General features: G+C 61.5%; 25 protein-coding genes and 1 tRNA gene. 9 read left to right on the top strand and 17 right to left on the bottom strand.

Features of this window, described 5'->3' with window-relative positions:
• Positions 1-61: 61 nt before the first annotated feature.
• The gene (pip, locus tag GCU42_RS07925) at positions 62-1,021 is read left to right on the top strand and encodes a prolyl aminopeptidase (protein ID WP_114227013.1); all 960 of its coding nucleotides are present in this window, start codon (positions 62-64) and stop codon (positions 1,019-1,021) included.
• Here pip and ligD read toward each other — a convergent pair.
• Complete coding sequence (ligD, locus tag GCU42_RS07930) at positions 1,018-3,531, bottom strand: DNA ligase D (RefSeq protein WP_114227014.1); 2,514 nt, start codon at positions 3,529-3,531, stop codon at positions 1,018-1,020. The two genes, pip and ligD, sit on opposite strands and share 4 nt — an antisense overlap.
• Positions 3,532-3,537: 6 nt before the next feature.
• Positions 3,538-4,434, bottom strand: a complete 897-nt coding sequence (ku, locus tag GCU42_RS07935; RefSeq protein ID WP_114227015.1) for a non-homologous end joining protein Ku — start codon at positions 4,432-4,434, stop codon at positions 3,538-3,540.
• Between the two features lie 78 nt (positions 4,435-4,512).
• Between ku and GCU42_RS07940 the strand changes: the two genes are divergently transcribed.
• On the top strand, positions 4,513-6,510 hold the full coding sequence (locus tag GCU42_RS07940; protein ID WP_114227016.1) for a TonB-dependent receptor: 1,998 nt from the start codon (positions 4,513-4,515) through the stop codon (positions 6,508-6,510).
• A gap of 75 nt (positions 6,511-6,585) precedes the next feature.
• On the opposite strand, the gene GCU42_RS07945 is transcribed toward GCU42_RS07940, so the two are convergent.
• A tRNA-Gly gene (locus tag GCU42_RS07945) sits at positions 6,586-6,659 on the bottom strand.
• A gap of 173 nt (positions 6,660-6,832) precedes the next feature.
• Between GCU42_RS07945 and GCU42_RS07950 the strand changes: the two genes are divergently transcribed.
• The gene (locus GCU42_RS07950) at positions 6,833-8,143 is read left to right on the top strand and encodes a tyrosine-type recombinase/integrase (protein ID WP_114227017.1); all 1,311 of its coding nucleotides are present in this window, start codon (positions 6,833-6,835) and stop codon (positions 8,141-8,143) included.
• 145 nt (positions 8,144-8,288) lie between these two features.
• Here the strand turns inward: GCU42_RS07950 and GCU42_RS07955 are convergent, their stop codons facing one another.
• Positions 8,289-8,501, bottom strand: coding sequence for a helix-turn-helix transcriptional regulator (locus GCU42_RS07955; RefSeq protein ID WP_152569502.1), 213 nt, complete (start codon positions 8,499-8,501; stop codon positions 8,289-8,291).
• A 103-nt stretch (positions 8,502-8,604) separates the two neighbouring features.
• Between GCU42_RS07955 and GCU42_RS07960 the strand changes: the two genes are divergently transcribed.
• Together GCU42_RS07960 and GCU42_RS07965 are read left to right on the top strand one after the other, a co-directional pair.
• Complete coding sequence (locus GCU42_RS07960) at positions 8,605-9,753, top strand: DNA-methyltransferase (protein WP_114227018.1); 1,149 nt, start codon at positions 8,605-8,607, stop codon at positions 9,751-9,753.
• A 174-nt stretch (positions 9,754-9,927) separates the two neighbouring features.
• Positions 9,928-10,605 (top strand): hypothetical protein, encoded by a 678-nt coding sequence (locus GCU42_RS07965; RefSeq protein ID WP_152569503.1) that lies wholly within the window; start codon positions 9,928-9,930, stop codon positions 10,603-10,605.
• Between the two features lie 788 nt (positions 10,606-11,393).
• Here GCU42_RS07965 and GCU42_RS07970 read toward each other — a convergent pair.
• A complete protein-coding gene (locus GCU42_RS07970; protein WP_152569504.1) occupies positions 11,394-12,308 on the bottom strand; it encodes a hypothetical protein in 915 nt (304 codons plus the stop codon).
• A gap of 425 nt (positions 12,309-12,733) precedes the next feature.
• On the opposite strand from GCU42_RS07970, the gene GCU42_RS07975 reads away from it, so the two are divergent.
• Together GCU42_RS07975 and GCU42_RS07980 are read left to right on the top strand one after the other, a co-directional pair.
• On the top strand, positions 12,734-12,928 hold the full coding sequence (locus GCU42_RS07975) for a hypothetical protein (RefSeq protein WP_152569505.1): 195 nt from the start codon (positions 12,734-12,736) through the stop codon (positions 12,926-12,928).
• The gene (locus GCU42_RS07980; protein ID WP_152569506.1) at positions 12,925-13,206 is read left to right on the top strand and encodes a hypothetical protein; all 282 of its coding nucleotides are present in this window, start codon (positions 12,925-12,927) and stop codon (positions 13,204-13,206) included. The genes GCU42_RS07975 and GCU42_RS07980 overlap by 4 nt, the downstream gene beginning before the upstream one ends.
• On the opposite strand, the gene GCU42_RS07985 is transcribed toward GCU42_RS07980, so the two are convergent.
• The 6 genes from GCU42_RS07985 to GCU42_RS15030 all read right to left on the bottom strand — a co-directional run bounded on the left by GCU42_RS07985 (position 13,203) and on the right by GCU42_RS15030 (position 16,473).
• Positions 13,203-13,538, bottom strand: coding sequence for a hypothetical protein (locus GCU42_RS07985; RefSeq protein ID WP_114227020.1), 336 nt, complete (start codon positions 13,536-13,538; stop codon positions 13,203-13,205). The genes GCU42_RS07980 and GCU42_RS07985 overlap by 4 nt on opposite strands.
• Positions 13,535-13,873: a hypothetical protein gene (locus GCU42_RS07990; protein ID WP_114227021.1), complete on the bottom strand. Its 339-nt coding sequence runs from the start codon at positions 13,871-13,873 to the stop codon at positions 13,535-13,537. The genes GCU42_RS07985 and GCU42_RS07990 overlap by 4 nt, the downstream gene beginning before the upstream one ends.
• Positions 13,870-14,247: a DUF6232 family protein gene (locus tag GCU42_RS07995; protein WP_114227022.1), complete on the bottom strand. Its 378-nt coding sequence runs from the start codon at positions 14,245-14,247 to the stop codon at positions 13,870-13,872. Before GCU42_RS07995 ends, GCU42_RS07990 begins: the two co-directional genes overlap by 4 nt.
• A gap of 122 nt (positions 14,248-14,369) precedes the next feature.
• Positions 14,370-15,281 (bottom strand): helix-turn-helix domain-containing protein, encoded by a 912-nt coding sequence (locus tag GCU42_RS08000; RefSeq protein WP_152569507.1) that lies wholly within the window; start codon positions 15,279-15,281, stop codon positions 14,370-14,372.
• A 62-nt stretch (positions 15,282-15,343) separates the two neighbouring features.
• On the bottom strand, positions 15,344-16,246 hold the full coding sequence (locus GCU42_RS08005) for an ArdC family protein (RefSeq protein WP_114227024.1): 903 nt from the start codon (positions 16,244-16,246) through the stop codon (positions 15,344-15,346).
• Between the two features lie 53 nt (positions 16,247-16,299).
• A complete protein-coding gene (locus tag GCU42_RS15030; RefSeq protein ID WP_162789174.1) occupies positions 16,300-16,473 on the bottom strand; it encodes a hypothetical protein in 174 nt (57 codons plus the stop codon).
• Between the two features lie 519 nt (positions 16,474-16,992).
• On the opposite strand from GCU42_RS15030, the gene GCU42_RS08010 reads away from it, so the two are divergent.
• Positions 16,993-17,313, top strand: a complete 321-nt coding sequence (locus GCU42_RS08010) for a hypothetical protein (RefSeq protein ID WP_152569508.1) — start codon at positions 16,993-16,995, stop codon at positions 17,311-17,313.
• A gap of 76 nt (positions 17,314-17,389) precedes the next feature.
• Positions 17,390-17,557, top strand: a complete 168-nt coding sequence (locus tag GCU42_RS15035) for a hypothetical protein (protein ID WP_162789175.1) — start codon at positions 17,390-17,392, stop codon at positions 17,555-17,557.
• Between the two features lie 6 nt (positions 17,558-17,563).
• Here GCU42_RS15035 and GCU42_RS08015 read toward each other — a convergent pair whose 3' ends face one another.
• From GCU42_RS08015 to GCU42_RS08035, 6 genes are all read right to left on the bottom strand, one after another.
• Positions 17,564-18,028 (bottom strand): hypothetical protein, encoded by a 465-nt coding sequence (locus tag GCU42_RS08015; RefSeq protein WP_114227025.1) that lies wholly within the window; start codon positions 18,026-18,028, stop codon positions 17,564-17,566.
• 136 nt (positions 18,029-18,164) lie between these two features.
• Positions 18,165-19,346 carry a DUF6161 domain-containing protein gene (locus tag GCU42_RS08020; protein ID WP_152569509.1) on the bottom strand — a complete coding sequence of 394 codons (1,182 nt, stop codon included), beginning with the start codon at positions 19,344-19,346 and terminating at the stop codon, positions 18,165-18,167.
• A gap of 27 nt (positions 19,347-19,373) precedes the next feature.
• Positions 19,374-19,853 (bottom strand): surface-adhesin E family protein, encoded by a 480-nt coding sequence (locus GCU42_RS08025; RefSeq protein WP_152569510.1) that lies wholly within the window; start codon positions 19,851-19,853, stop codon positions 19,374-19,376.
• A gap of 120 nt (positions 19,854-19,973) precedes the next feature.
• Entirely contained in the window at positions 19,974-20,342 is a 369-nt protein-coding gene (locus tag GCU42_RS08030; RefSeq protein ID WP_114227028.1) for a hypothetical protein, read from the bottom strand.
• 294 nt (positions 20,343-20,636) lie between these two features.
• Positions 20,637-20,774: a hypothetical protein gene (locus GCU42_RS15040; protein WP_162789176.1), complete on the bottom strand. Its 138-nt coding sequence runs from the start codon at positions 20,772-20,774 to the stop codon at positions 20,637-20,639.
• A gap of 53 nt (positions 20,775-20,827) precedes the next feature.
• On the bottom strand, positions 20,828-21,103 hold the full coding sequence (locus tag GCU42_RS08035; protein ID WP_152569511.1) for a helix-turn-helix transcriptional regulator: 276 nt from the start codon (positions 21,101-21,103) through the stop codon (positions 20,828-20,830).
• Positions 21,104-21,134: the final 31 nt, after the last annotated feature.

Here is a 21,134-nt window from a genome sequence, read left to right on the forward strand (position 1 = left end):
AGGTGTGTCTTTGCGGTGACACTTATTGGAGGCGGGGCTTGTCTCGGCTATTCGCCTTCCCATGACCGATCGCCGCACGCTCTATCCGCCCATCGAACCTTATGCGACCGGCATGCTCGCCGTTGGTGACGGCCACGAACTCTACTGGGAGAAGTGCGGCAACCCGACCGGCAAGCCGGTGGTGTTCCTTCATGGTGGACCCGGCGGCGGCGCCAGCCCCGCCCACCGCCGCCAGTTCGACCCGGCGCGCTATCATATTCTCGTGTTCGACCAGCGCGGGTGCGGGCGCTCGACCCCGTTCGCCAGCCTGAAGGCCAATACCACGCAGCACCTCGTCGCCGATATTGAGCGGCTGCGGACCGAAGTCATGGGCTGCGAGAAGTGGCAGGTGTTCGGCGGTAGCTGGGGCTCGACCCTGTCGCTCGCCTACGCTGAGGCGCACCCCGAGCGTGTCACCGAGTTGGTCCTGCGCGGCGTGTTCCTGTTCGACCAGAGCGAGGTCGACTGGCTGTATCGCGAGGGCGGCGCCTCCAACATCTACCCCGACGGGTGGGAGGATTTCGTCGCGCCAATCCCGGCGGACGAGCGCCATGACATGGTTGAAGCCTATCATCGCCGGCTGACCGGTGACAACGAGGAACTACAGCTCGAGGCCGCCAAGGCGTGGAGCATCTGGGAAGGCGTCACCGTCACCCTCCTCCCCAGCCCCGAGACGCTCGACGACTTCGCCGAGCCGAAAAAGGCGATCGCGGTGGCGCGGATCGAGAACCATTACATGCGCCACGGCGGCTGGCTCGAGGAAGGGCAGTTGCTGCGCGGCGTCGAGAAGATCCGCCACATCCCCTGCATCATCGTCCAGGGCCGCCACGACAGCTGCACCCCGCCCGTCGCCGCCTGGCAGCTGCACCGCGCCTGGCCCGAGGCCGAGCTACAGATCGTGCCCGATGGCGGGCATCTGTACAGCGAGCCGGGGGTGCTCGACGGGCTGATCCGGGCGACGGACCGCTTCGCGGGCGCCTAGAAATCCGGTAGTTGTTGCTTCGCCCGGCCCCAGCCGGCCAGTGCCTTGCTGTCGGCGCGCTCGATGAGTTCGGCGGCGTCGCGGATCGAGTAGAGGTTGGCGGCTGCGATCCCGTCCAGTTCCTCCCACGCGACCGGCACCGCGACCGGCGCGCCTTCGCGGGCGCGGGCCGAATAAGGCATCACCGCGGTCGCGCCGCGCTGGTTGCGTAGCCAGTCGATGAAGATCCGGCCCTTGCGCTGGACCTTGCGGATGTTGGCGGTGAACAATTCGGGCTCGGCCTCGGCGATCGCGCGGCTGAAGCGGTCAGCGAAGCTCTTCACCGCGGGCCAGTCGCGGGTCTGGTCGAGCGGTGCGACGACGTGGATGCCCTTGCCCCCCGACAGCATCGGGAAGGTTTCGAGTCCGAGGTCGCCGAGCAATGCGCGTAGGCGCAAGGCACCCGACTTGACCGCGTCGAAGCCGAGGCCTTCATCGGGATCGAGGTCGAACACCAGCCGGTCGGGCATTTCTAGCGGATCGATCCGGCTGCCCCAGCCGTGGAACTCGATGGTGTTCATCTGGACGCATTCGAGCAGCCCGAGCGCGTCGGAAACATAGAGATAGTCCTGAGTTTCGCCCTTGCTCTCGGTGACGGGCACATGGTGGACGTGCTCGCCCATCGTCCCGCTGTCATGCTTCTGGAAGAAGCAATGCTTGGCCCGCCCCTGCGGACAGCGGATCAGCGTCATCGGCCGGTCGCGCAGGTCGATCAGGAGCAGTTCGGCCACCGCGGCATAGTAATTGGCAAGGTCGCCCTTGGTGAGCTCGTCGCCGGGGAAGACCACGCGCTCGGGTGAGGTCAGGCGGACGCCGAGGCTGTCGTAGGTGGCGAGGCCGGCGGCCTTGCCTTTGCGCTTGGACGTTTGCGGCAGCTTCACCGGGGTCTCGCGCACGACCTCGCTCGCCGTCTTGTCCGAGCGGAGCGCGATGAAGCTCGGATGGCGGAGTACGCCGTCGGCGGTGAATTCGGTGAAGGCGACCTCGGCGACCAGCCTGGGTTCGAGCCAGGTCGAGCCCCGCCGCATCGCCTTGGGCACCTCGAGCGCGGGCTCGTCGCGCTCGAGCGGGGCCATGGTCGCCGACAGTTCTTCGATCATCCTGGTGTCGAAGCCGGTCCCGACCTTGCCGACGTAGCGCAGCGCCTCGCCCTCGCGGACGGCGAGGTGGAGCGAGCGGAAGCCGCGGCGCTTGTCGCTCGCCTGCCAGCCAACGATCACGAATTCCTGCCGCTGGATGCACTTGATCTTGAGCCATGCCTTGCTGCGGGTGCCGCGATAGGGCGCGTCAGCGCGCTTGGAGATGATCCCCTCGCCGCCGTCCTTGCAGATCGCCGCGAACAATTTCTCGCCGCGGCCGATCACGTGGTCGCCGTAGATGAGCGGCCCGCCGACGCCCTTGAGTAGCGCCGCCAGCCGCTCCTTGCGCTCGAGGTTGGGGAGCGCGCGAATGTCCTCGCCGCGATCGACCAGCAGGTCGAAGGCGTAATAGGCCAGGTCGGGCGGTGGCGCGCCTGCCTTCGGCTTGAGGGTCGCCTGGAGCAATTGGAAGCTGGGCTTGCCCGCCTCGTCGAGCGCGACCGCTTCGCCGTCGAGCAGGCAGCCGGGCGGCAGCGCGGCGGCGGCCTTCACCAGCGGGGCGAAATAGTCGCTCCAGTCCTTGCCGTTGCGCGTCCACGCCAGCGCCGCGCCATCACCGACGCTGAGCAACAGCCGATAACCGTCATATTTATATTCGTGGAGCCACTCGTTGCCGGTCGGGACCTCGTCGACCAGCGTCGCCAGTTGCGGGTGCATGAACTTGGGCGGGGCGACCACCTTGCGCGTGGTGCGGCCGCCCTTCTTGCCGCCTTTGTTCGATTCCCATACGTCGGCGCCCGCCGCGATCTCGGCCATCGTCCGCTCCGTCGTCACGCTGGTAAGGCAGTCGTCGACCAGCGCATCGCCTTCCTCGGGCTTGGCGAAGGCGTCGGTGACCTTCTTGAGCATCCACGCCTCGCCCTTCTCGCCGGGCTTGCCCTTGAGGCGGAACATGACCCACTCGCCCTGCATCCGCTCGCCCTCGAGGGTGAAATGGAGATGCCCTTCCTCGAGCGTCTTGCGCGGGTCCTTGTCGGGGTGCGGGATCCAGCGGCCGCGGTCCCACAGCATCACCGTGCCGCCGCCATATTCGCCCTTGGGGATGATCCCCTCGAAGCTGCCGTAATCGAGCGGGTGATCCTCGGTCCGCATCGCCAGCCGGGTGGTCTTGGGGTCGAGGCTGGGGCCGCGCGGCACCGCCCAGCTCTTGAGCACGCCGTCGAGTTCGAGCCGGAAATCCCAGTGCAGGCGGGTCGCGTCATGCTTCTGGACGACGAAGCTGTCGCCCGTGCCCTTGCGCTTGCGGCCCTTGGGCTCGGCGGTCTTCTGGAAGTCGCGCTTAGCGTTGTAGGTCTCGATGGTGAGACCCTTGGGGCGGGACGCGCGCGCCATGGCTGGCTAGCGCTTCCGCCCGCCGGCCGCTGCTTTTTTCGGCGTTGGCGCGGCCTTCTTCGCTGGCGGCTTCTTCGCCGCCGGTTTCCGCACCGGCGCGGCATTGTCGTTCCTAGCGTCGTCGCCGAGGCTCTTCTTCAGCGCCGCCATCAGGTCGATGACATTGCTCTTGGGTGCCTTGCCGTCCTCGGGGTCCTGGATGACCAGCTCGCCCTTGCTCTTGCGCTTCTGCTCGATGAGGCCCTTCAGCGCATCGACATAACGGTTGTGGAATTCCTGCGGGTCGAAGTCGCCGCTCTTCTTCTCGATCAGCGTCGCCGCTAAGTCGAGCAGGTCGGGATCGGGCTTGGCATCCTCGATCTCGCGGAAGTAGCTTGCCGCCTTGTTGACCTCGTCGGCGTAGCGCAGCGTTTCCAGCAGCATCCCGCGTCCGCACGGCTTCAGCGCCACCACATATTCCTGCCCGCGCATGGCGAGCTGGCCGATGCCGATCTTGCGCGCGGCTCGAAGCGCGTCGCGGACAACGATGTACGCTTCCTCGGCGAGGTCGTCGGCCGGGACCACGAAATAGGGCTTATCGTAATAGATGGCGTCGACGTCGCCAACATCGACGAACTGGACGAGGTCGAGCGTCTTGCGACTTTCGAGCTTGACGCTCTCGATCTCCTCGGGCTCGAGCAGGACATATTCGCCCTTGGAGACCTCGTAGCCCTTGACGATGTCGTCGGTGCTGACCGGGCCGATGCCGGGCACAACCTTCTCATATTTGATCCGCTTGCCGCTCGGCTCGTGAATCTGGTGGAAGGCGATCGCCGCACCCGACTTGGTCGCCGAGTAGATTTCGACCGGGATCGAGACCAGCGCCAGCTTGATCTGTCCGCGCCAGGCGGGGCGTGCGGCCATGGACGGCTCCTGCTCGTAAACGTTGCTCTCCCGATTCAATCGCTGGGCGCGTCAAGCGTTCCGGCCTAGAGCGCGCCGATGTTGCAAGCTGCCGTCGAGGCGCCCGCCCCCGCCCCGCCCGAGATCGTCGTGACCGGCCGCTCGCTCGCCGCCAGTCGTGGCGAACGGCTACTGCGGCCGACGGTGATCGGCCCGGCCGAACTGGCGCAGACCCCGGTCAGCGGTCTCGACCAGCTGCTCACCGCCGAAGCCGGAGTGCAGCTGTTCCGTCGCTCGGACTCGCGGTCGGCCAATCCGACCAGCCAGGGAATCACCCTGCGCGCGCTCGGCGGCAATGCGGCCAGCCGGACGCTGCTGATCCTCGACGGCGTGCCACAGACCGATCCGTTCGGCGGCTGGGCGCCGTGGCCGGCTTTCGACCCCGCCGGGCTGGCCGAAGTGCGGATCACCCGCGGCGGCGGCGGCGTCACCGCCGGGCCGGGCGCGCTGGCGGGCGTGATCGACCTCACCAGCCGCGCCGACGAGGGCGTCCGGGCCGAGCTCGAAGGCGGAAGTCGCGGATCGCTGCAAGGCTCGGTGGGCGCCGGAGCGGCAGTGGGCGGCGGGCGGCTCGTCCTGTCGGCCAGCGGCGCGCGCGGCGATGGATTCACGCCCGTAGTCGCCGCCGACCGAGGTCCGGCCGACCGCGCTGCCCCCTATCGCAACGCCGCCGGGCGGCTCCGCTATCTCGTGCCTGTCGGCGGGGCGGAACTGCAGGCCAACCTGTCGGGCTTTACCGATCGGCGCGACCGCGGGGTCGACTTTAGCGCCAACCTCTCGCGCGGCGCCGATGCTTCACTGCGGCTAGTTGGGCGCGGGGCGCTGCCCTTCGTATTGGTTGGCTATGGCCAGTGGCGCGGTTTCGAGAACGGTTCGGCGGCGGTTAGCGCAGGCCGCACCGTCGCCACCCCCGCAGCGCTCCAATATTCGGTGCCGTCGCATTCTTATGGTGGCAGCGCCGAGCTTCGCCCGCGCTTGCTGTCTGGGGTAGAACTGCGCGTCGGCAGCGACTTGCGGCTGATGGCCGGCCAGTCGCGCGAATATGGCAGCTATACTGCCGCGCTGACCCCGACGCGCGATCGCCGCTCGGGCGGCCGCAGCGGCACCGCCGGCCTGTTCGGCGAGGCGAGCACCACGTTTGGCGCGCTCGACCTCAGCCTCGCGGGCCGGGTCGATCGCTGGTGGATCGACGGCGGCTTCTACCAGGAGCGGCTGCTCGCCACCGGGCTGCTCAGCCAGGATCTGCGGTTAGCCGGTCGCCATGGCTGGCGCCCGACCGCACGGGCCGCGGGCGCGCTGGCGCTCGGCCGGGGCTGGACGCTAAGCAGCGCCGCCTACCTCGGCTGGCGCCTGCCGACCCTCAACGAGCTGTTCCGCCCGTTCCGCGCCGGCAGCGACGCCACCGCCGCCAACGCCGCGCTCAAGCCCGAGCTTCTCCGCGGCGCCGAGGCGGCGCTGGCTTGGTCACAGCGCGGCTGGTCGGCGAGCGCGACGCTGTTCGCCAACCGCCTGCTCGACCCCATTGCAAACGTCACGCTGGCGAACGGACCCGGCACCTTCCCCCAGGTCGGCTTCATCGCGGCGGGCGGGGCCTATCGCCAGCGGCAGAATTTGCCCGCGATCCGCAGCCGCGGGGTCGAGCTGGCCGGCGGCTGGCAGGCCGGCCCATGGCGGGCGCGGCTGTCGGCCAGCCTGACCGACGCCCGGGTGGTCGACGCGGTGCTGGGCGGGCTGCGACCGGCCCAGACCCCGCAGGTGGCGGCCAATGCAAGCCTGGGCTGGAGCGACCGCGACCGCTTCGCCGCGCTCACCCTCACCCGGACCGGGGCACAATATGAGGACGACCTCAACACCGAGCGGCTGAAAGGCGCCACGGTGCTGGGGGTGAGCGGCGGCTTGCCGGTAGGGCGACACGTCACGCTGACCGCGCGCGCGGAGAACCTGCTCAACGAGACCGTGCTGGCGGGGATCAGCGGTGACGGGGTGCGTGAGCGAGCGACACCGCGGACGGTGTGGGTGGGGATGCGGTGGCGCTAGGCCCGCGCTACGCCGGCTCGGCAAGCCGAGCTGCGCTCCAGCCTGTGACCTGCCCCCGGCAGGTCACTGATCGGCTGGAGCGGGTGAAGGGAATCGAACCCTCGTCGTAAGCTTGGAAGGCTTCTGCTCTACCATTGAGCTACACCCGCACTCGCCACATTAAGTCGCTGAAATCCCCTGTTTCTTTCCGTTTCCCGTGCCCCATGTTGCCGATCTATAAGGCAGTTGGGGCATAAAGTTGGGGCAGAAAAGCTCCGAACGCGGGCGAACTTGGACGAATGTCCGCGAACGAAGGGAACAGAGGATGTCAAAGAACTCGCCTGTGAAGCTGAGCGCCGCGCGTATCGCGGATATGGAAGTGACTGGCAAGCGCTACGAGAAGGCGGTCGAGCCCGGTTCCCCTCTGTGGGTGCGCGTGGAAGCCACCGCCGACCGCTCGGGCAAGGCGCGCTCGAAGTATGTTTGCCGCACCGTGATCGACCGCAAGTCGGTGCGCAAAATCATTGGCCCGGTCAGTGAGTGGACGCTTAGCGAGGCGAAGCGCAAGGCGCTCGCCATCGACGCCGACGCTCGCGACAACGGCGGTGCCGAGCATCTGGCGACCGCCAAGGCAGTGGTTGGGGCACAAACCGGCCCATGCCCCAACTCGGTCGCGGAGAAGTTCCTCGACTACATGGAGACCGAGGGGAAGCATAAGGTTTCGAGCAAGGAGAAGTGGACTCACTACTGGCGCAGCATCGAGCCCCAGTGGGGCGCGCGCCCGGTGACCAGCATTGCCAAGCGGGATTGCGTGGCGCTGCTCGACCTTGAACTCAAAGCGGCCAAGGCGCGCGGCGAGACCGGAACGTCGGCCAACAACCTGCACAAGGTGCTCGCCCGGTTCTTCAACTGGGTGGCGGGTCAAGGCTACATCGAAGTCTCGCCCATGACGGGCCTCAAGAAGAAGATCGATGTTTCGCTGACGCGCCGTCCGCCGCGTCCGCTCAACGAGCAAGAACTAATCTGGCTGTTCCAAGCGCTCGACCGGCTTGCTGGTCCACGGGCGAACGCCATCGAGTTCCTGCTCCGCTCGGTCTGCCGCATCGGCAACATCCTCGACGCCAAGAAGGAAAATGTCGGAGAGCGCGGGCTACTCCTACCCAAGACGAAGAACTTTACGGCGCTGATGGTGCCACTCACTGACTCCATGAAGGCGCTGCTCGGGGACACAGAAGGCGCGGGCAACATCTGGCCGGGGCACCTTCGCCGCAAGGCGGGCTTTGTGGACGAGGAGTTGCGCCCCATGATGGAGGAGATTGCGCGCGCCGATGGGTTCAACGGAACCTTCAATGTGGAGCACTTTGCCGACAAGACGCGCAACCTCGACTTTTGGACGCCGCACAACTTCCGGGACACGGCGACCACTTGGTTCGAAAACCAACTCGACGCGGACGACGATCCGCTCTTCCCGGACCATGTGCAGAAAGCGATGCTCAACCATCGCCCCGGCTCGACGAAGGACAAGCACTATAGTGCCGTCGCGCTCGATCCACTGTGGATGTATGGCGCGCGCAAGAAAGCGGGCGCGGCTTGGAATGCATACTTGGATGCAGTGAAGGCCAAGGCGCTCGACCAGTTGAAGCTCGCAGCCTGAAACGAGTGAGGGCACCGGGAACATGAAAACCCGGTGCCCTCGTTGTGTGGGGTCTTATCCGCCTGACGGAGCCGCCGCGCGCAATGCCAGCATTCAGGAGTCTGCCTGCGCCTATCACTTATTTAGTAGAGCCAGCCCCGATGCGTCATTCAAAAGGCGGGTTACCGACCGACAGATAGCGGATCATGTCGTTCGTTATCCAAAGGTCCACTGCTTCCTGTTTCCAGTAAGCGCGCGGCCATCGAAACTCCACCGGTTTGGGGAACTTGTCGTCAGCAATGCGGCGATAAAGCGTCGCCCGTGACCACTTGTAACCACACCGTCGTAGGTATTTCAGCAGTCCAAGCACATCAAGCATCGTGAGACAGCTAACCCTCTAGGATGATTGACGAAACAACAAAGTAGTATCGGCGAAATCGCGAGTCGATGAGATTTGGTCTGGGTGTTCGAGAGGATCGCCCATGCTCAAGCTTACCGACCTCACTAAATATCGCGTGCAGGAAAGCCCTAATAACTTCGTCCGCGTCGGGCGCGCCACTCTCTACTGCGGCGACAGCACCGACATTCTCCCCCACCTCTCCGACATCCACGCTTGCGTGACTGATCCGCCCTATGGCCTCGCCCTCATGGGCAAGAACTGGGACTACGATGTGCCGCAAGCGGCGCTGTGGTCGCTGGTGCGCGACACGCTGTTGCCGGGTGCCCACCTGTTGGCCTTCGGTGGATCGCGGACCTACCATCGCCTCGCGGTGCAGGTTGAGGACGCCGACTTCGAAATCCGCGACCAGTTGATGTGGTTGTATGCGTCCGGGTTCCCGAAGAACCACGACCTTGGCAAGGCCATCGAGGCGAAGCTCACCACTGGTGGTGCTGGTCCTATCAACCAGCGCCGTGCCGCCATGGGCGACAACTACGAGCCGACGCCGTTGGCTGGCACTCCCGGCTATGCCCAAGCTGGTAACATGTTCCGGGGCACGACTGGTGACCGGCACGAGCGCGAGCAGCATTACCTCGAACTCACCACGTCGGAAGCTCAGCAATCTGCTGGTTGGGGGACGGCGTTGAAGCCGAGCCACGAGCCCATCGTGATGGCGCGCAAGTCGTTCCGGGGAAGCTGCACCGCTAATGTGATGAAGCACGGCGTCGGTGGTCTGAACATCGAGGCTAGCCGCACCGCCGAGGGTCGCTGGCCCGCCAACACGATCCACGACGGTCTCGACGAGCCGTGGGCGAACTACTTCTATTGCGCCAAGCCCTCGAACCGGGAGCGCGACGAGGGGCTTGGACATCTGGCCAAGCGCGACTCCGTGTTCTTGCAGACCGGTGGCGGGATGTCGGGCAAGCCGACGAAGGGCCGCGCGATGAACGCGCCTCGGGCGAACGTCCATCCGACCGTTAAGCCCGTGGCGCTCATGGCTTACCTTTGCCGTCTGGTGACGCCGCAGGGTGGCGTGGTCCTCGATCCGTTCATGGGCAGTGGCTCGACCGGTATCGCTGCGCTCCAAGAAGGCTTTGATTTCGTCGGGATCGAGCGCGACCCTGAATACTTCAAGATCGCGTGCGCGCGCATTGCTCACGCTCAAGGTCTGATGCTCGACATCGCTGCGTAGCAAAGGTGGTGGTGGGGCGGCGAATGACCTTCAAACCGCCCCACCTGTTCAATCACTTGGGAGATTGAAGCGAGGGAGATGGAGGAACCCTCGGCACTCTTATTTATAGCCTGACCGGCCATCATTACTGCCAGACTAAATAGATGCGCGACTTAAAATGGAGGTTCGCGCACTATGACATACTACACTAGAATTACTGCTGCTCGCACTAAAGATTTGACGGGCAAGCGTTACGGCAAACTGGTTGCTGTTGTTCAACTACCATCGCGGGACAAGCAAGGCCGACCGAACTGGCTCTGCCTTTGCGATTGCGGTTCGACCACCTTGGCCACCGCCTCGGCGCTCCACAAGCGGAAGTCGTGCGGTTGCTTGAAGCGTCGGCCAACCGGGGCATCCCCGGCTGAGCGCGAAACCCTTCTCATGGCGCGGCGCAACATGCTCAAGCGCTGCTACGTCGAAGGTTCCGAAGGCTACTCCCGCTACGGCGAGCGCGGCATCACGGTCTGTCAGGAATGGCGTGACGACAAGGAAGCCTTCTATGATTGGGCGCTCGCCAATGGGTGGACGCCGGAACTCCAGATCGACCGCATCGACAACGACGGCGATTACGAACCGAGCAACTGCCACTTCGTCACCCGGTTGGAGAATGCGCGCAAGACGAGCCGCACGGTGATGAGCATCGCCACCGCCAACGACATCCTCGAACTGCGGCGGCGCGGCCTGAACCCCAAGGCGATTGCGTCTACCCTCGGCATCAAGCGCCACCATGTCGATAACGTCATCTACCGGGGCAGTTGGACCGACAATCCCAAGAAGCATTACCAGCCTCGGCGTCGGGGCCGACCGGCGTGACGGTTGGCGTTATCGTGACCGGCGTGATCATCGGTCTCTTGCCGGTCACCATGGCCAGTTAAATAATGCAGCCCCAACCGCTGCCGTAGTATGGTTGAACATATTCGCTGGAGCCATGTTCTTCCGCGCGGGCAACGAACAGCAGTTGCCACTTCAACGCGCTACCAAGCTTACCCCGGAAGAAGACGGGATAGCAGTCGAGACGGAAGCTCGCACCGGACCTCCCAAGGCCCAACAGACACTCTGTTGGATAAGCGATTAAGCCCGCTCCGACCCTTGGACATGTGAAGCCAAACCGGACTTGAAGCCCAACGGGGCAGGCACAGCTACTTGAGCATGACGCGGTGAGACTTCCGCGCGATCATGCACCCACTAGGAGACTTTCTGTCATTGGCTCCCGTGGACACCGTTAGGGCCACAATTTCCTTCCGCACCTTCGAGACACGACACCAGTCACAGACCCTCGAAGCAAACGAGTTGGGATAGCCGGAATATAGACGCGATTAGGGTTGAAGCGCAGACCAAGCGACCCTCCTCCACAGAGGACGCGGCAGTGACAGAAGGTTAGAAACTCCGAAAGATGAAGAACAATGTTCCCCTTGTGATTGATGCAATATTGCTGTGTCATTCACAGGGGGAATATAAAGCTATGTTCTCGAAAGATGAAACGGATTGAGTTTCGAGCGAAGCTCAAATGAGCGAGACAGATGCGAGCGCCAGTGAGCAGATGGCTCTGCGAATGCGATCAGCGATAGCTGAGCGCCAACGTCTCTTTGCATGAAGAATGCTTACTCTGGCGTCCAGCCGTGCTTCTGCCAGTAGGATGACGCGTCTCCGACTAAAGGCTTGAGCTTAAAGGTGCGGCCATCCTGCAAATCGAGCGTAGCAGATGTCGCTTGGCAATCATGTATGGTGCCAAAGTCATCGAGGATGATTTTGTCTCCGTCTGAAACTCTTCCGTTCACAGACCACTCACCGTTTTGGCGGTCGTAATCGCTGAACTGTGCGACGAACTTACCGTTCTGATTAAGTTCGAGGCCAATCCCCACACTCGTGTCAAAGTTGTTGGGCGAATAAATCCATTTCCTCAAGCAGGTGGGATGGTCGCTTGCCTCTTTGACCGGGGTCGAACTTGCCTCGGTCGCTAGCTCTGGAACGGGGGCTGGTGCGGGTGCCTCATCCTGCTTGGGTGATACTGTTTCTTTCTCAGAAAGGGATTGCGCCTCGGTGCGCCATTTACTCGCCGAAACTAAGGTGCCCACAAGGGCCGAGAGTTGAAGCGCGTTAAGCTCGTTTCCGTCCATGACGCCCCTAACGACGAGCGCTTTCTCAGGTCCGCAATGTGAATTGAGCGCGCCGCCTCCCACGAAACCGGGAGCGTCGCCCGCTGGAGCAAACTGCAATGCGAAGCTGTGCGTAGCCTTGGTAAGATCATCTACTACTTCCGCACGGAAGATAGTATCGTTACCCGTTTTCTCGACTTCCGATTTCGCTTTTTCGTTGCTGAGCGTGGATTCAAGTATGTCGCCGACATTGGCGTGAATGGTGGACTCAACTGAGTCTCCATTCGGGAGCCGAACGGCATAGCAAGAGCGTGCCAAGTCAGCGGGTAGCTTCGGCTTTGCCGAGCAGGAACTTACCAGTAGAGCCACTGTAAGCCCGCTTGCGCTGATGATTGCAGTGGAAGTCAATCGCATAGCCATCAATGCAACCTGCCCGACAACCTCATTTGCGGCAATGCCGCTCGTGGCAATTTCAGGCTGCGGAGAAGCAAGGTTGCGGAGCTAGCAAAATGGGGCGACAGCCTCGCGACCGCCGCCCCACCTTGCCCCTGCCAAGGCCATGTTACACGGCCTATTGCTCAAGTGGCGATTGCTCGCCACAAGAGGGGTCGCCGGTCGAGGCCGTTGGAACGAAGTGGTTCCAACCTTCCGCTTCGTTGAGAGACCACGATCTCGACCGGCCCCATCAGTGATAGCCGACCCCCGAGCGCCGTCCAGTAGGTTATCCACCGCTTTTGTGGTGGTTAAAGTGGATTACGGGAAAGGCGTAGCCGACCATGACTGGCATCAGTGCTTGTCAAAGTCGGTCAGCACGTGGGAAGCCATCATCTAGCTGGAGAAAGACCGTGCCCGAACCCGAGGACGATCTCGAACAAGAAGCGCTCTTCGACATCGAGGGTCCGGACGAGGACGGTTGCGTTTGGATATGCGCTGCCGGTGGTCGCCGCGACATTTGGTGCCACAATCTGGGGCCGGAGCATAAAGTTGCGCCAAAGCTGAGCGAATGGCTTTCGCGGATCGACTACGAGGGACAGCCGTGAAGCTCGACCGACGAGAAATCGGGCTCGTGGCCATTTTCGCCGCCTGTGGCTTGTTGCTCTTGCTAGACTTGAATCGGAAGCCCCCCGACATTCGCGAGTCTGAGCGGTATCGGGCGGCGTTCGCGCAATGTGAGCAAGGGCATTGGGGCGATTGCGACTCTTATGCGCTGCGCGCATCGACTGACGATCCGCCGGGAACGCTGACGCAAAAGCAGCGCAGTGATCTGGCAATCGAGCGACTGCAAAATGAATGCGAGCGCCTCGATAAGTGCCGTTAGACTTCGCGCCCGCGCAGAATCCACCGCACTAACCCATAAGCGATTAGACCGAGTAACCAGACCATAACGGCCAGCACGGCGCACACCCCGAGCGCTTCCACGTATAATGGCGCGTCGGTGGCGCTCTTTAGGAGAATCTGCTTGTCGTTCTCGCACCCCGCGATCCGCTTTGCATCATACGGCTCCCAAGCGTTTTGACTGCAAGCTTTGTAGAGGTCGAAAGCGGTCGTGAACTGTTTCTCCCGCTCCGATGCCGACATCCAGACGGGAGCAATCACTAGCCACAAACCAGTGAGGACAATGGCTAGGCGTAACCAGACGCCGAGCTTCATCGGGCCAATTCCATTACGGTGAGAATGCCGCCAGAGTGGTCAGCATCGAGGTCGATGTGCACCCGCGCATCGAGCGTGATGTAGTCGTCACCATGTTTGCTATTCACGGCGGCACTAATCCGGCGAGCTAGCTTAGGGTCTAGCGTCTTGCTGAGCCTCGCCGGGAAGAACATGCGGTCGCACACGACATCCTCAGCACTCCACGACGTTGGAGTGCTGCGCCGCAAGCGAAGCTCCATGATCCGCCCGTCGAAAGTCCGCCCGTTATATCGGTCGCATCGAGGTGCGCTCTCAGCAGTCGCCGAGAAGGCTGCGATGAAGGCGAGCAGTATCACCGCCCGACCATCGCGCCCTCAATGGCGTCGCGCAATTCAATGACCTCACCCTCATCCTTGCTCTCGTAGGCTTGGACGGCATTGCTCGATGTCATTAGGAACAGGCGATAGCTGGCCTTCGCCGTGAGGAAGATTGCCAAGCTGATTACGAACAACACAAGGGCAATGATGCTCACGGTCGAGTTCCGATTCCCCGGCGCAGAGTTACCGAGGAAGAGGAGCACCGCGAACGCCAGCGCGACGTAACCCCACCCTCGCCGGGGAGGCTGACGCCGCACATCAACTGTGTTGATCTTGTTGATGGCGTAGCTCTTCGACCCGAACCGAGCGAAGTCGCGATCCACCCTGATGTTCCCCCTGTTGTAAATGCTCACGCCGAACTCCCCTCGTTGCGCCTTAACGCTAACCTAACAACGGGGCTGCGCAAGACCCGACGCAAACGGGGCAGAGAACCAGTCCCTGCCCCGCTCGACATTACTAGCGATTTGACCCGCGACTATGCGGCGACCTTGCTCCGCAACAGTCCCCGCAGACCATGATCCCAGATGCGCGGCACGGGTTGCGCCCCAGCTTCCCAGCGCTTGATAGAACGAACGGTGACGCCGCCCCATTGCGCAAGTTCCTCTTGCGTCATGTTGATGCTTAGGCGGATGTTGCGGAACTCGACGGGTGACATAGTGACACTATGGGGCGACCGCTCTGAATCGTCAATGCTTGGCCGATCTGGCGAACTAACCGGTCGCTTGGGTTCCTCAATCGTGCGCGCTCCGCGCCACCGATCCAGCACGCTCGGGAGCCGCACAACCGCCACGGGCTCGACCGGCATGACTGGCGTTGGAAGCGCTGCAACGGCCTTGGCGATCTCCGCAACCGCAATGACGGCTTCCCAAGCGGCTTGCATGTCCCACACTTCCTCTTTGCGCAAAGCCGCGCGCCGATCATCCGCCGACATCCCCGCAAAGCGCCCCAGAGCGCGCGCCAGCGATGCCACGGCTTCCGCCGCATCAATCGCCGCCCAACGCTCCGCACGCTCTGTAGCGGCCTCTAGGTGCCAATCCCTAAGCGGTTGCGGCTCGCCATTGTGGTAAGCCTTGCGCGCATCGCTTAGGTCGCAATCATCCCCAGCCATCGGAACGAGATAGTCGCCCGCAAGGGTCATGGGCGCATGCCGATACCATTTTGACTTGTGGCAAGCGCAACCGCGATTGCGGCACTTGTGCGCGGCATAGGAACGGCGCGAAGGCTTCGCATAGGCAGATTGCCCTTCCTTAAAGCGCGCCGTCTCTGCGGGCGGCACGAAGCGAAATGCGGGCATGTCGTCCAAACCTTCAATGCCGACACCGTCGAGCATGCAGGAACGGATAAGCGCTTTCTGCTCTTTCAGTTGAGTCTTAAACAGATATTGCATGGGAAACTTCCTAGTGACAGAGTGTCCCCATGACGGGCAAGGCTCCGCCATGGGGAACCGGATTAAGCGGCTTCGCGAACCGCCACGGCGCGGCTCAAGAGCCAATCAGACGCTTTGCTAGCGGCGCTTGCGGCGCTGAAAATCGCCTTGTTGTCGGCTTTCAAAACTTTGAGCCATGAACCGAGATAATCGGCATGACGAAGCGTCGGCTCGATCCCCAGTGCAGCGCAAAGGAATGCCGAGCCCAACTCCGCCACAAGCTCTTCGCGCGCATAAGCGGAGTCACCGAACCGCTTGCCAAACTGGCGCGCAAGCCGCGAACCATGGCCGGTCGAGTGAACGAGTTCATGCATGCAAGTGCGGACGTAGTCGAGCGTCATGCCGTCTTTGAAGTCTTTGAACGATTGCGGCACCGGCATTTGGACGAAGTCAGAGGAAGGCGAATAAAAGGCGCGATCTCCGCCATGGCGAACCGCAACGCCAGACCCGTTGATGACAGTCAGAGCGCCGTCATGCTGGACGTGCTGGGGCAAGGGCTCGACATCGGGCATGATATCTAGGGGCAAGCCGTCAATCTGCTCTAGTGCAAAGACATAGCTCGACTTGAGAAACGGAACGGCATGCGCTTCGTCTCCGTCACGCTCCGCGCGCGCCTTCTCTTTAGCGGGAACGAAACGGTCGGCGTAAACAATCATCGTGCCCTTGGAGCCTTTGCGCACCATGCCGCCAAGGTCTTGGGCTTGCTTGAAAGTGAGCCAAGCATTCGACTGGAAACCCGAGTCGAGCGCCGTGCCCCAAAGCATTAGGACGTTGACGCCACTGTAGCAGCGACCCGACTTGGCATTGATGGGAAGCGATGGGGAACCGCCAAGCTTGCCCCACGGCTTCGCCCAAGGCGCAATGCCCTGTTCGAGCTGGTGCACAATCGAAGCGGTGACCTTATCGTAAACAGACAGACGATCCATAACACAGTTCCTAACAATGGTGGGGACACAGTGTCCCCACTTCGCGCAAAGCTTCAGATGCGTTCAAAGGTCCAGAGCCAACCGTTGATTTGGATTAGCTCGGATTCGTCGGTGTCGAATGCCACGAACGATGAGTCGAAGTCGGTGGACGGTTCGACGAGGATTTCCAGATCGTGCGCATCGCAAGAGGCGAGGTAACGGTCGGTGAAAGCATTCGGCTGGGTCATTGCAGCAACTCCATTAGGGGACACTGTGTCACCCTATGCCGCAAACCCCTAACGGGGACATTGTGTCCCGTCAACGTCAAAAAAACGGAAAACATCGCGAAGACTCAGAGCAGGTGTGCTACTCATGCAATATACCGGCAGCGTTCCGGAGCCTCTGACCAGCCGATTTCGGGCGCTTTATGCCCCACAATCATGCCCCGAAATGGCTAAACCGTTGTGATTGCAACGCATTCGACACAATGGCCTAAGCCTGACTGTCCTAAGACGTCGGCCAAGCAATCCCCCGGCGATCATTCCGGAGCCTTCTCCAGCGATTCCGAGCAGGCAACGGAGCAGGCATATTGTGCGCACCGTCTGCTATTCAGTGCAGGCCGCGCGCTTCGACCGTCTCTGAGGGGAGCTTGGGCGACCCCATGGTGACACTGAGACCCCCCTCCCCCCTTATGCCAATCTGCACGAAAACCGTCGCCGATTTTTTGGGGGTGGGTAGCGGGGAAGACCTCTCAAAATGATCCGAACTTGCATTTGAATAATGCCACAAGCGTCGATGATGATGTTCTAAATATCGTTATGAATGACCATTTTATCCCATACCTCAACGCCACTGCTGCGCCGATCGATCCCGATGTCGTGCGCCAAGTTGAAGCTGACGAGCCCCAGACTGTCTCCGCCCATGATAGCTTTGTCGAGATGCGCCAGTCGCTTCAAGCGGCGGTGCAATCGTTGCGCGATCAGAAGCGTGCGGCGCTTACATCGTCGGCACGATTGTTCTGCGACCGTGAACTCCGCCGTGTCCGTCTATTGCTCCGTAAGGCCAACCGCATGGTGGGCCGAGCATGAAGGACATCATCTTCGTCTTCATCATCGGTCTGCTGATGGAACCGCTGGTAATGCGCATTGTCCGGATGGTGCGCCGATGAGCTTTTCCCCGGATCGCACCAAGGAGTTCCTCGACGCATGTTCCTCAACTGAGTTGCGCTACATTGCGTTGGCGGCTCAGCATGATCGCCTCATTGAGCGTGTTGAAACGCTCGAAGATACGGTGCGCCTACTCAGCACTATCATCAATTCAATGTTCGAATAATGCACGCTAGTCTCGTGGTTGAGAATGAACCGCTTCTCGGATCGCCAACACCCTAAGTGAAAAACTCATCGCATGCTCGAAACAGGCGGCAGCGGCGATTGCGTAGAACAGAGCTACCGCCGCTAGCCCTTGCCGAGCAACCTCGCTGCTGTGCTCAACCGACGACGTTGACTGAGCCATCGCGAGCAAGCCCAGCGCTGTGGCCGCAAAGAGAAAGGACAAGAGCACTGACCGACTTATGCGGGCCGCGAAGAAGACAGCGTCAGTCGAGCCGATCTTTGCTTGCACCACGCGAACTTCCCTCACGCGCGCGAGGGCTCTCGGAATCGAGGTTCGATAAGCGCCTACAATGAATCGCAGCAGAGCCCTCATCACTCTGTATATCAACCACAGACCGGCCAGCACGGCGGTGAAGTTGACGAACGCAATCACATAAGCGTTCGAGGTCAGAAGCTGGGTCAGTGTTTGCATGGGTGGAGGATGCAACATTTTGGCTTCAAAGCCACCCGTTGTTCAATGACCCGTCCAATCATAGCCGGTTCTTGCTCGATTGGCTCTGACAAACGCTCGCAGCAAGGGTTCAACTCCCCGGTGTGGCATGGGAAAACTATTTGACGCCAAGTTTGGAAATGAACCCTGCTAGATTGAGGTCACTCGGCCCGTCCTCCTTAACGATGCCGTCCGAGGTATTGCGGAACAGCGCATTGAGGATGATCTGCCGGTCCTCGTCGGATGCTGCCGCCTCGCTGGTCAGCGACAAGTAAGTCTCGGTCATGATCGCGCGCTCGTTCGCGTCGTTTCTCAAGTGATGCTCGCTCAGGTAGAGCTTTGTCAGAATGCGCCCGAGCCAGAAGACCATCGTGGACAAAAAAGCGAGTGCACCAGACACAACGACATAGAGCGCCACAGGAGCGTTTTTGTTAGCGTCGCCCGCGTGCTCAAGAATGATACTGCCGCCGATCCAAAAGCCTACGATGATCGAAAGGACCGCCAGCGGGAAGAACAACTGCAAGCGGCTGACGGCCTTGGCCTCTCGCGTGCTATGTTGGTCCGCCTTGCGCCGCCAGTAATCAACAGGAGCCTTTAGGCGCATCTTCTCCGTAAAAGCTGCTTCGGTCGAGATGATTGAATCAATAGCCTTCGTGCCTGCGAGCGCCATTCTGTGATTTTGTGCACGCCACTGTGCGAGTTTACCGACATATCGTCTGATTGCTTTCCTCGCGCTCAATCTGAGAAGTCGCTCGTAAGCTCTCTGACGCTCGACCTGTGCCGTTTCAGCGCGACGTGTTGCATCGCTCAGGCCAGCCTTGAAATTTGCTCGTTCCTTCTGAAGCGCAGTTCGCATTTCGGGAATGCCGCGCATGTCCGGAAAGATCGCGAGGAACATACCCAGCGCCAACTCGGGACGAATGGCCTGTGCTCCTCCGACTTCGCCCCGCAGAAAAGCCCATGCGAAGCCCGCTGTGTTAGCGCCGTGCTTCTCGAAGATATCTAACACCAACGAACCGTTTTCGCTGGACGATGTCAGCAGCCTGTTAGGTAAGTAGGTTGCTGCGATGGGTTGAAGCGCCACAATCGGCGTTCCTTGCCCTCGTGCAGTCAAAACCTGATTTTCGAATTCATCCCATACGGCGTTATTATTGACGGCAGAGTTCCTGATAAAATCATAGCTACTCTGTAAGAGCCAGAGCCAATTCTTACGCTCTTGCGCGATCCATGCGGAAACCTCATCCCACGATTTGAACTCAGTTTTGACGCCGCCTCCGGTATCAAAGAGAATTCCTTGCATAGTTGCTCACCCCAAAAAAGGTGCTTCTCATTTGGGCTCTCGGTTGAGCCCCGCGATCTTGCGCGCCATGGTCCGCGCTTCCTCAATGGTCGCGACATGCTCGAATGTCGGCACCTCGCCCTTGCACAACAGGTTTGCCATCGTTTCGCTGATGGTTGAGGGAACGATTGGACGCGGGCCGGTCGCAGTCGGACCTTGCCGAATTGACTCGCCGCGACTTGTGAAGAGGGCGGCGTAAGTCATGTCGGTAGTTCGGGCGTCGCAATCGTATGTGTAGCGGCGCATGGCGTAGGAGACATGGTCAGGTAGCTGTGCCTCGGGCGCGAGGTTGACGATCAGCGTCCAAACATCCTTCCTCGTCGGCGTCTTCTGGATGGTTTCCAAATCAAGGAAAATACCCGACGCGTTATCGCCGGTCAGGGCTACGAACAGATAGTCGTGCTCCGCTAGCGCGGGTGTCGAAAACGCAAGTGCCGCCGATGCGAACACAACGATTGGTAGTTTCAAGTAAACCCCCTACTGTCATTTGCGGGTCTGCATCGTGCGACCACAAAAGAAAAGACCCCCGGCAACTATACCGGGGGTCTCCAGTGCGCGCAGAGCGCGCCCTCGTGGTTGAGTGATTATTTAGGCCGACGCCTTCGACCGTCGAGCCCGACGCTTCACTGGAGCCGCTTCGCCAGCGCCAATGGCGTCGTCGAGTTCGCCTCCCTCGACCGCGCTGCGGAAATGCTTGAGATACTCGGGGAAGCGCTCGCTCGGCACGTAGTGCTCGCTCTTACCCCCAACGGCAAAGCCGGGGGTGAACTTCACGGTGTTGTTCGCAACAGTGAAGTTTTTCCGTCCCCGAACTGGATCGACGCTGGCGAACTGGCGCTCGGTGCGGTCGATCATTTTGGTCACCCGCTTACGGTCCTTGGAAGGATCGTGGGGCTTACGGTTGAAGATTTCTTCGAGCTTATCGTCGGCCAATGCGAGCAGTGATTTGAGCGACACCGGTGCAACCTCCGTGTTATGGATTTTGCACCGATCTATCGCATCAACGGTGTTGTCAACGTCGCGCCTCAATCCAATGATTCCACGCCTCAACAATACCTCGCACAGTCTTTGGCGCGTCGGCGGGCAAGGGTTCGAATGATATTTCACTGAAGCACCCGCTAGCCGGATTGAATCGGCACACCAACAATCCGCCTGTTTCCCCGAGATAGACACTCCAGCGAACCGACCGCCATAATCGGTCTGGTCCGTGGCCGTGCACCATCGCCGCACAAACCTTGTCAAAGTCGATAGTCATTCCTCGCCTCCAAGCTGGCGCAAGAGATCGCAAGCGATGCACTCGGGGTCGATGCAGACCTCGCCTCGGGTTGCCTCACAGGGTTCGGAGATGCGCCGCTCGCGAATCTCTTCGAGCAGCCACATCTTGGTCACTTGGCAACTCTCGCAGTCGGGGTCGTGGCACGGGGTGAAGCGCATGCGGTGTTTCATCTGCCCATCCGGTTTTCTGGTCGCTCGGACCATTCGAGGAGTTCCGATCGCCGCCACCGTGGCGAGGTCGTGAAGCCCACCGGACGCGGCCAACCTTTGCGCGGATTGTTGCGCAGATCGTGCAGCGAAACCTTGGACATCTTCAGCCACTCGCAGACCTCGTCGATGGTGAGGAACTCGTCCTCCCATTGGGCGCGCGCCACGGCCACGACATCGTCGATAGCTGTGCGAACAAGTTCGCCGATCATCTGGTCAAGAGTTGAAGTCGTCACTTAGTCGTTCGTCCTTTCGGGCGAGCGCCTA

Source organism: Sphingomonas ginsengisoli An et al. 2013 (genome assembly GCF_009363895.1).
GTDB lineage: Bacteria > Pseudomonadota > Alphaproteobacteria > Sphingomonadales > Sphingomonadaceae > Sphingomicrobium > Sphingomicrobium ginsengisoli.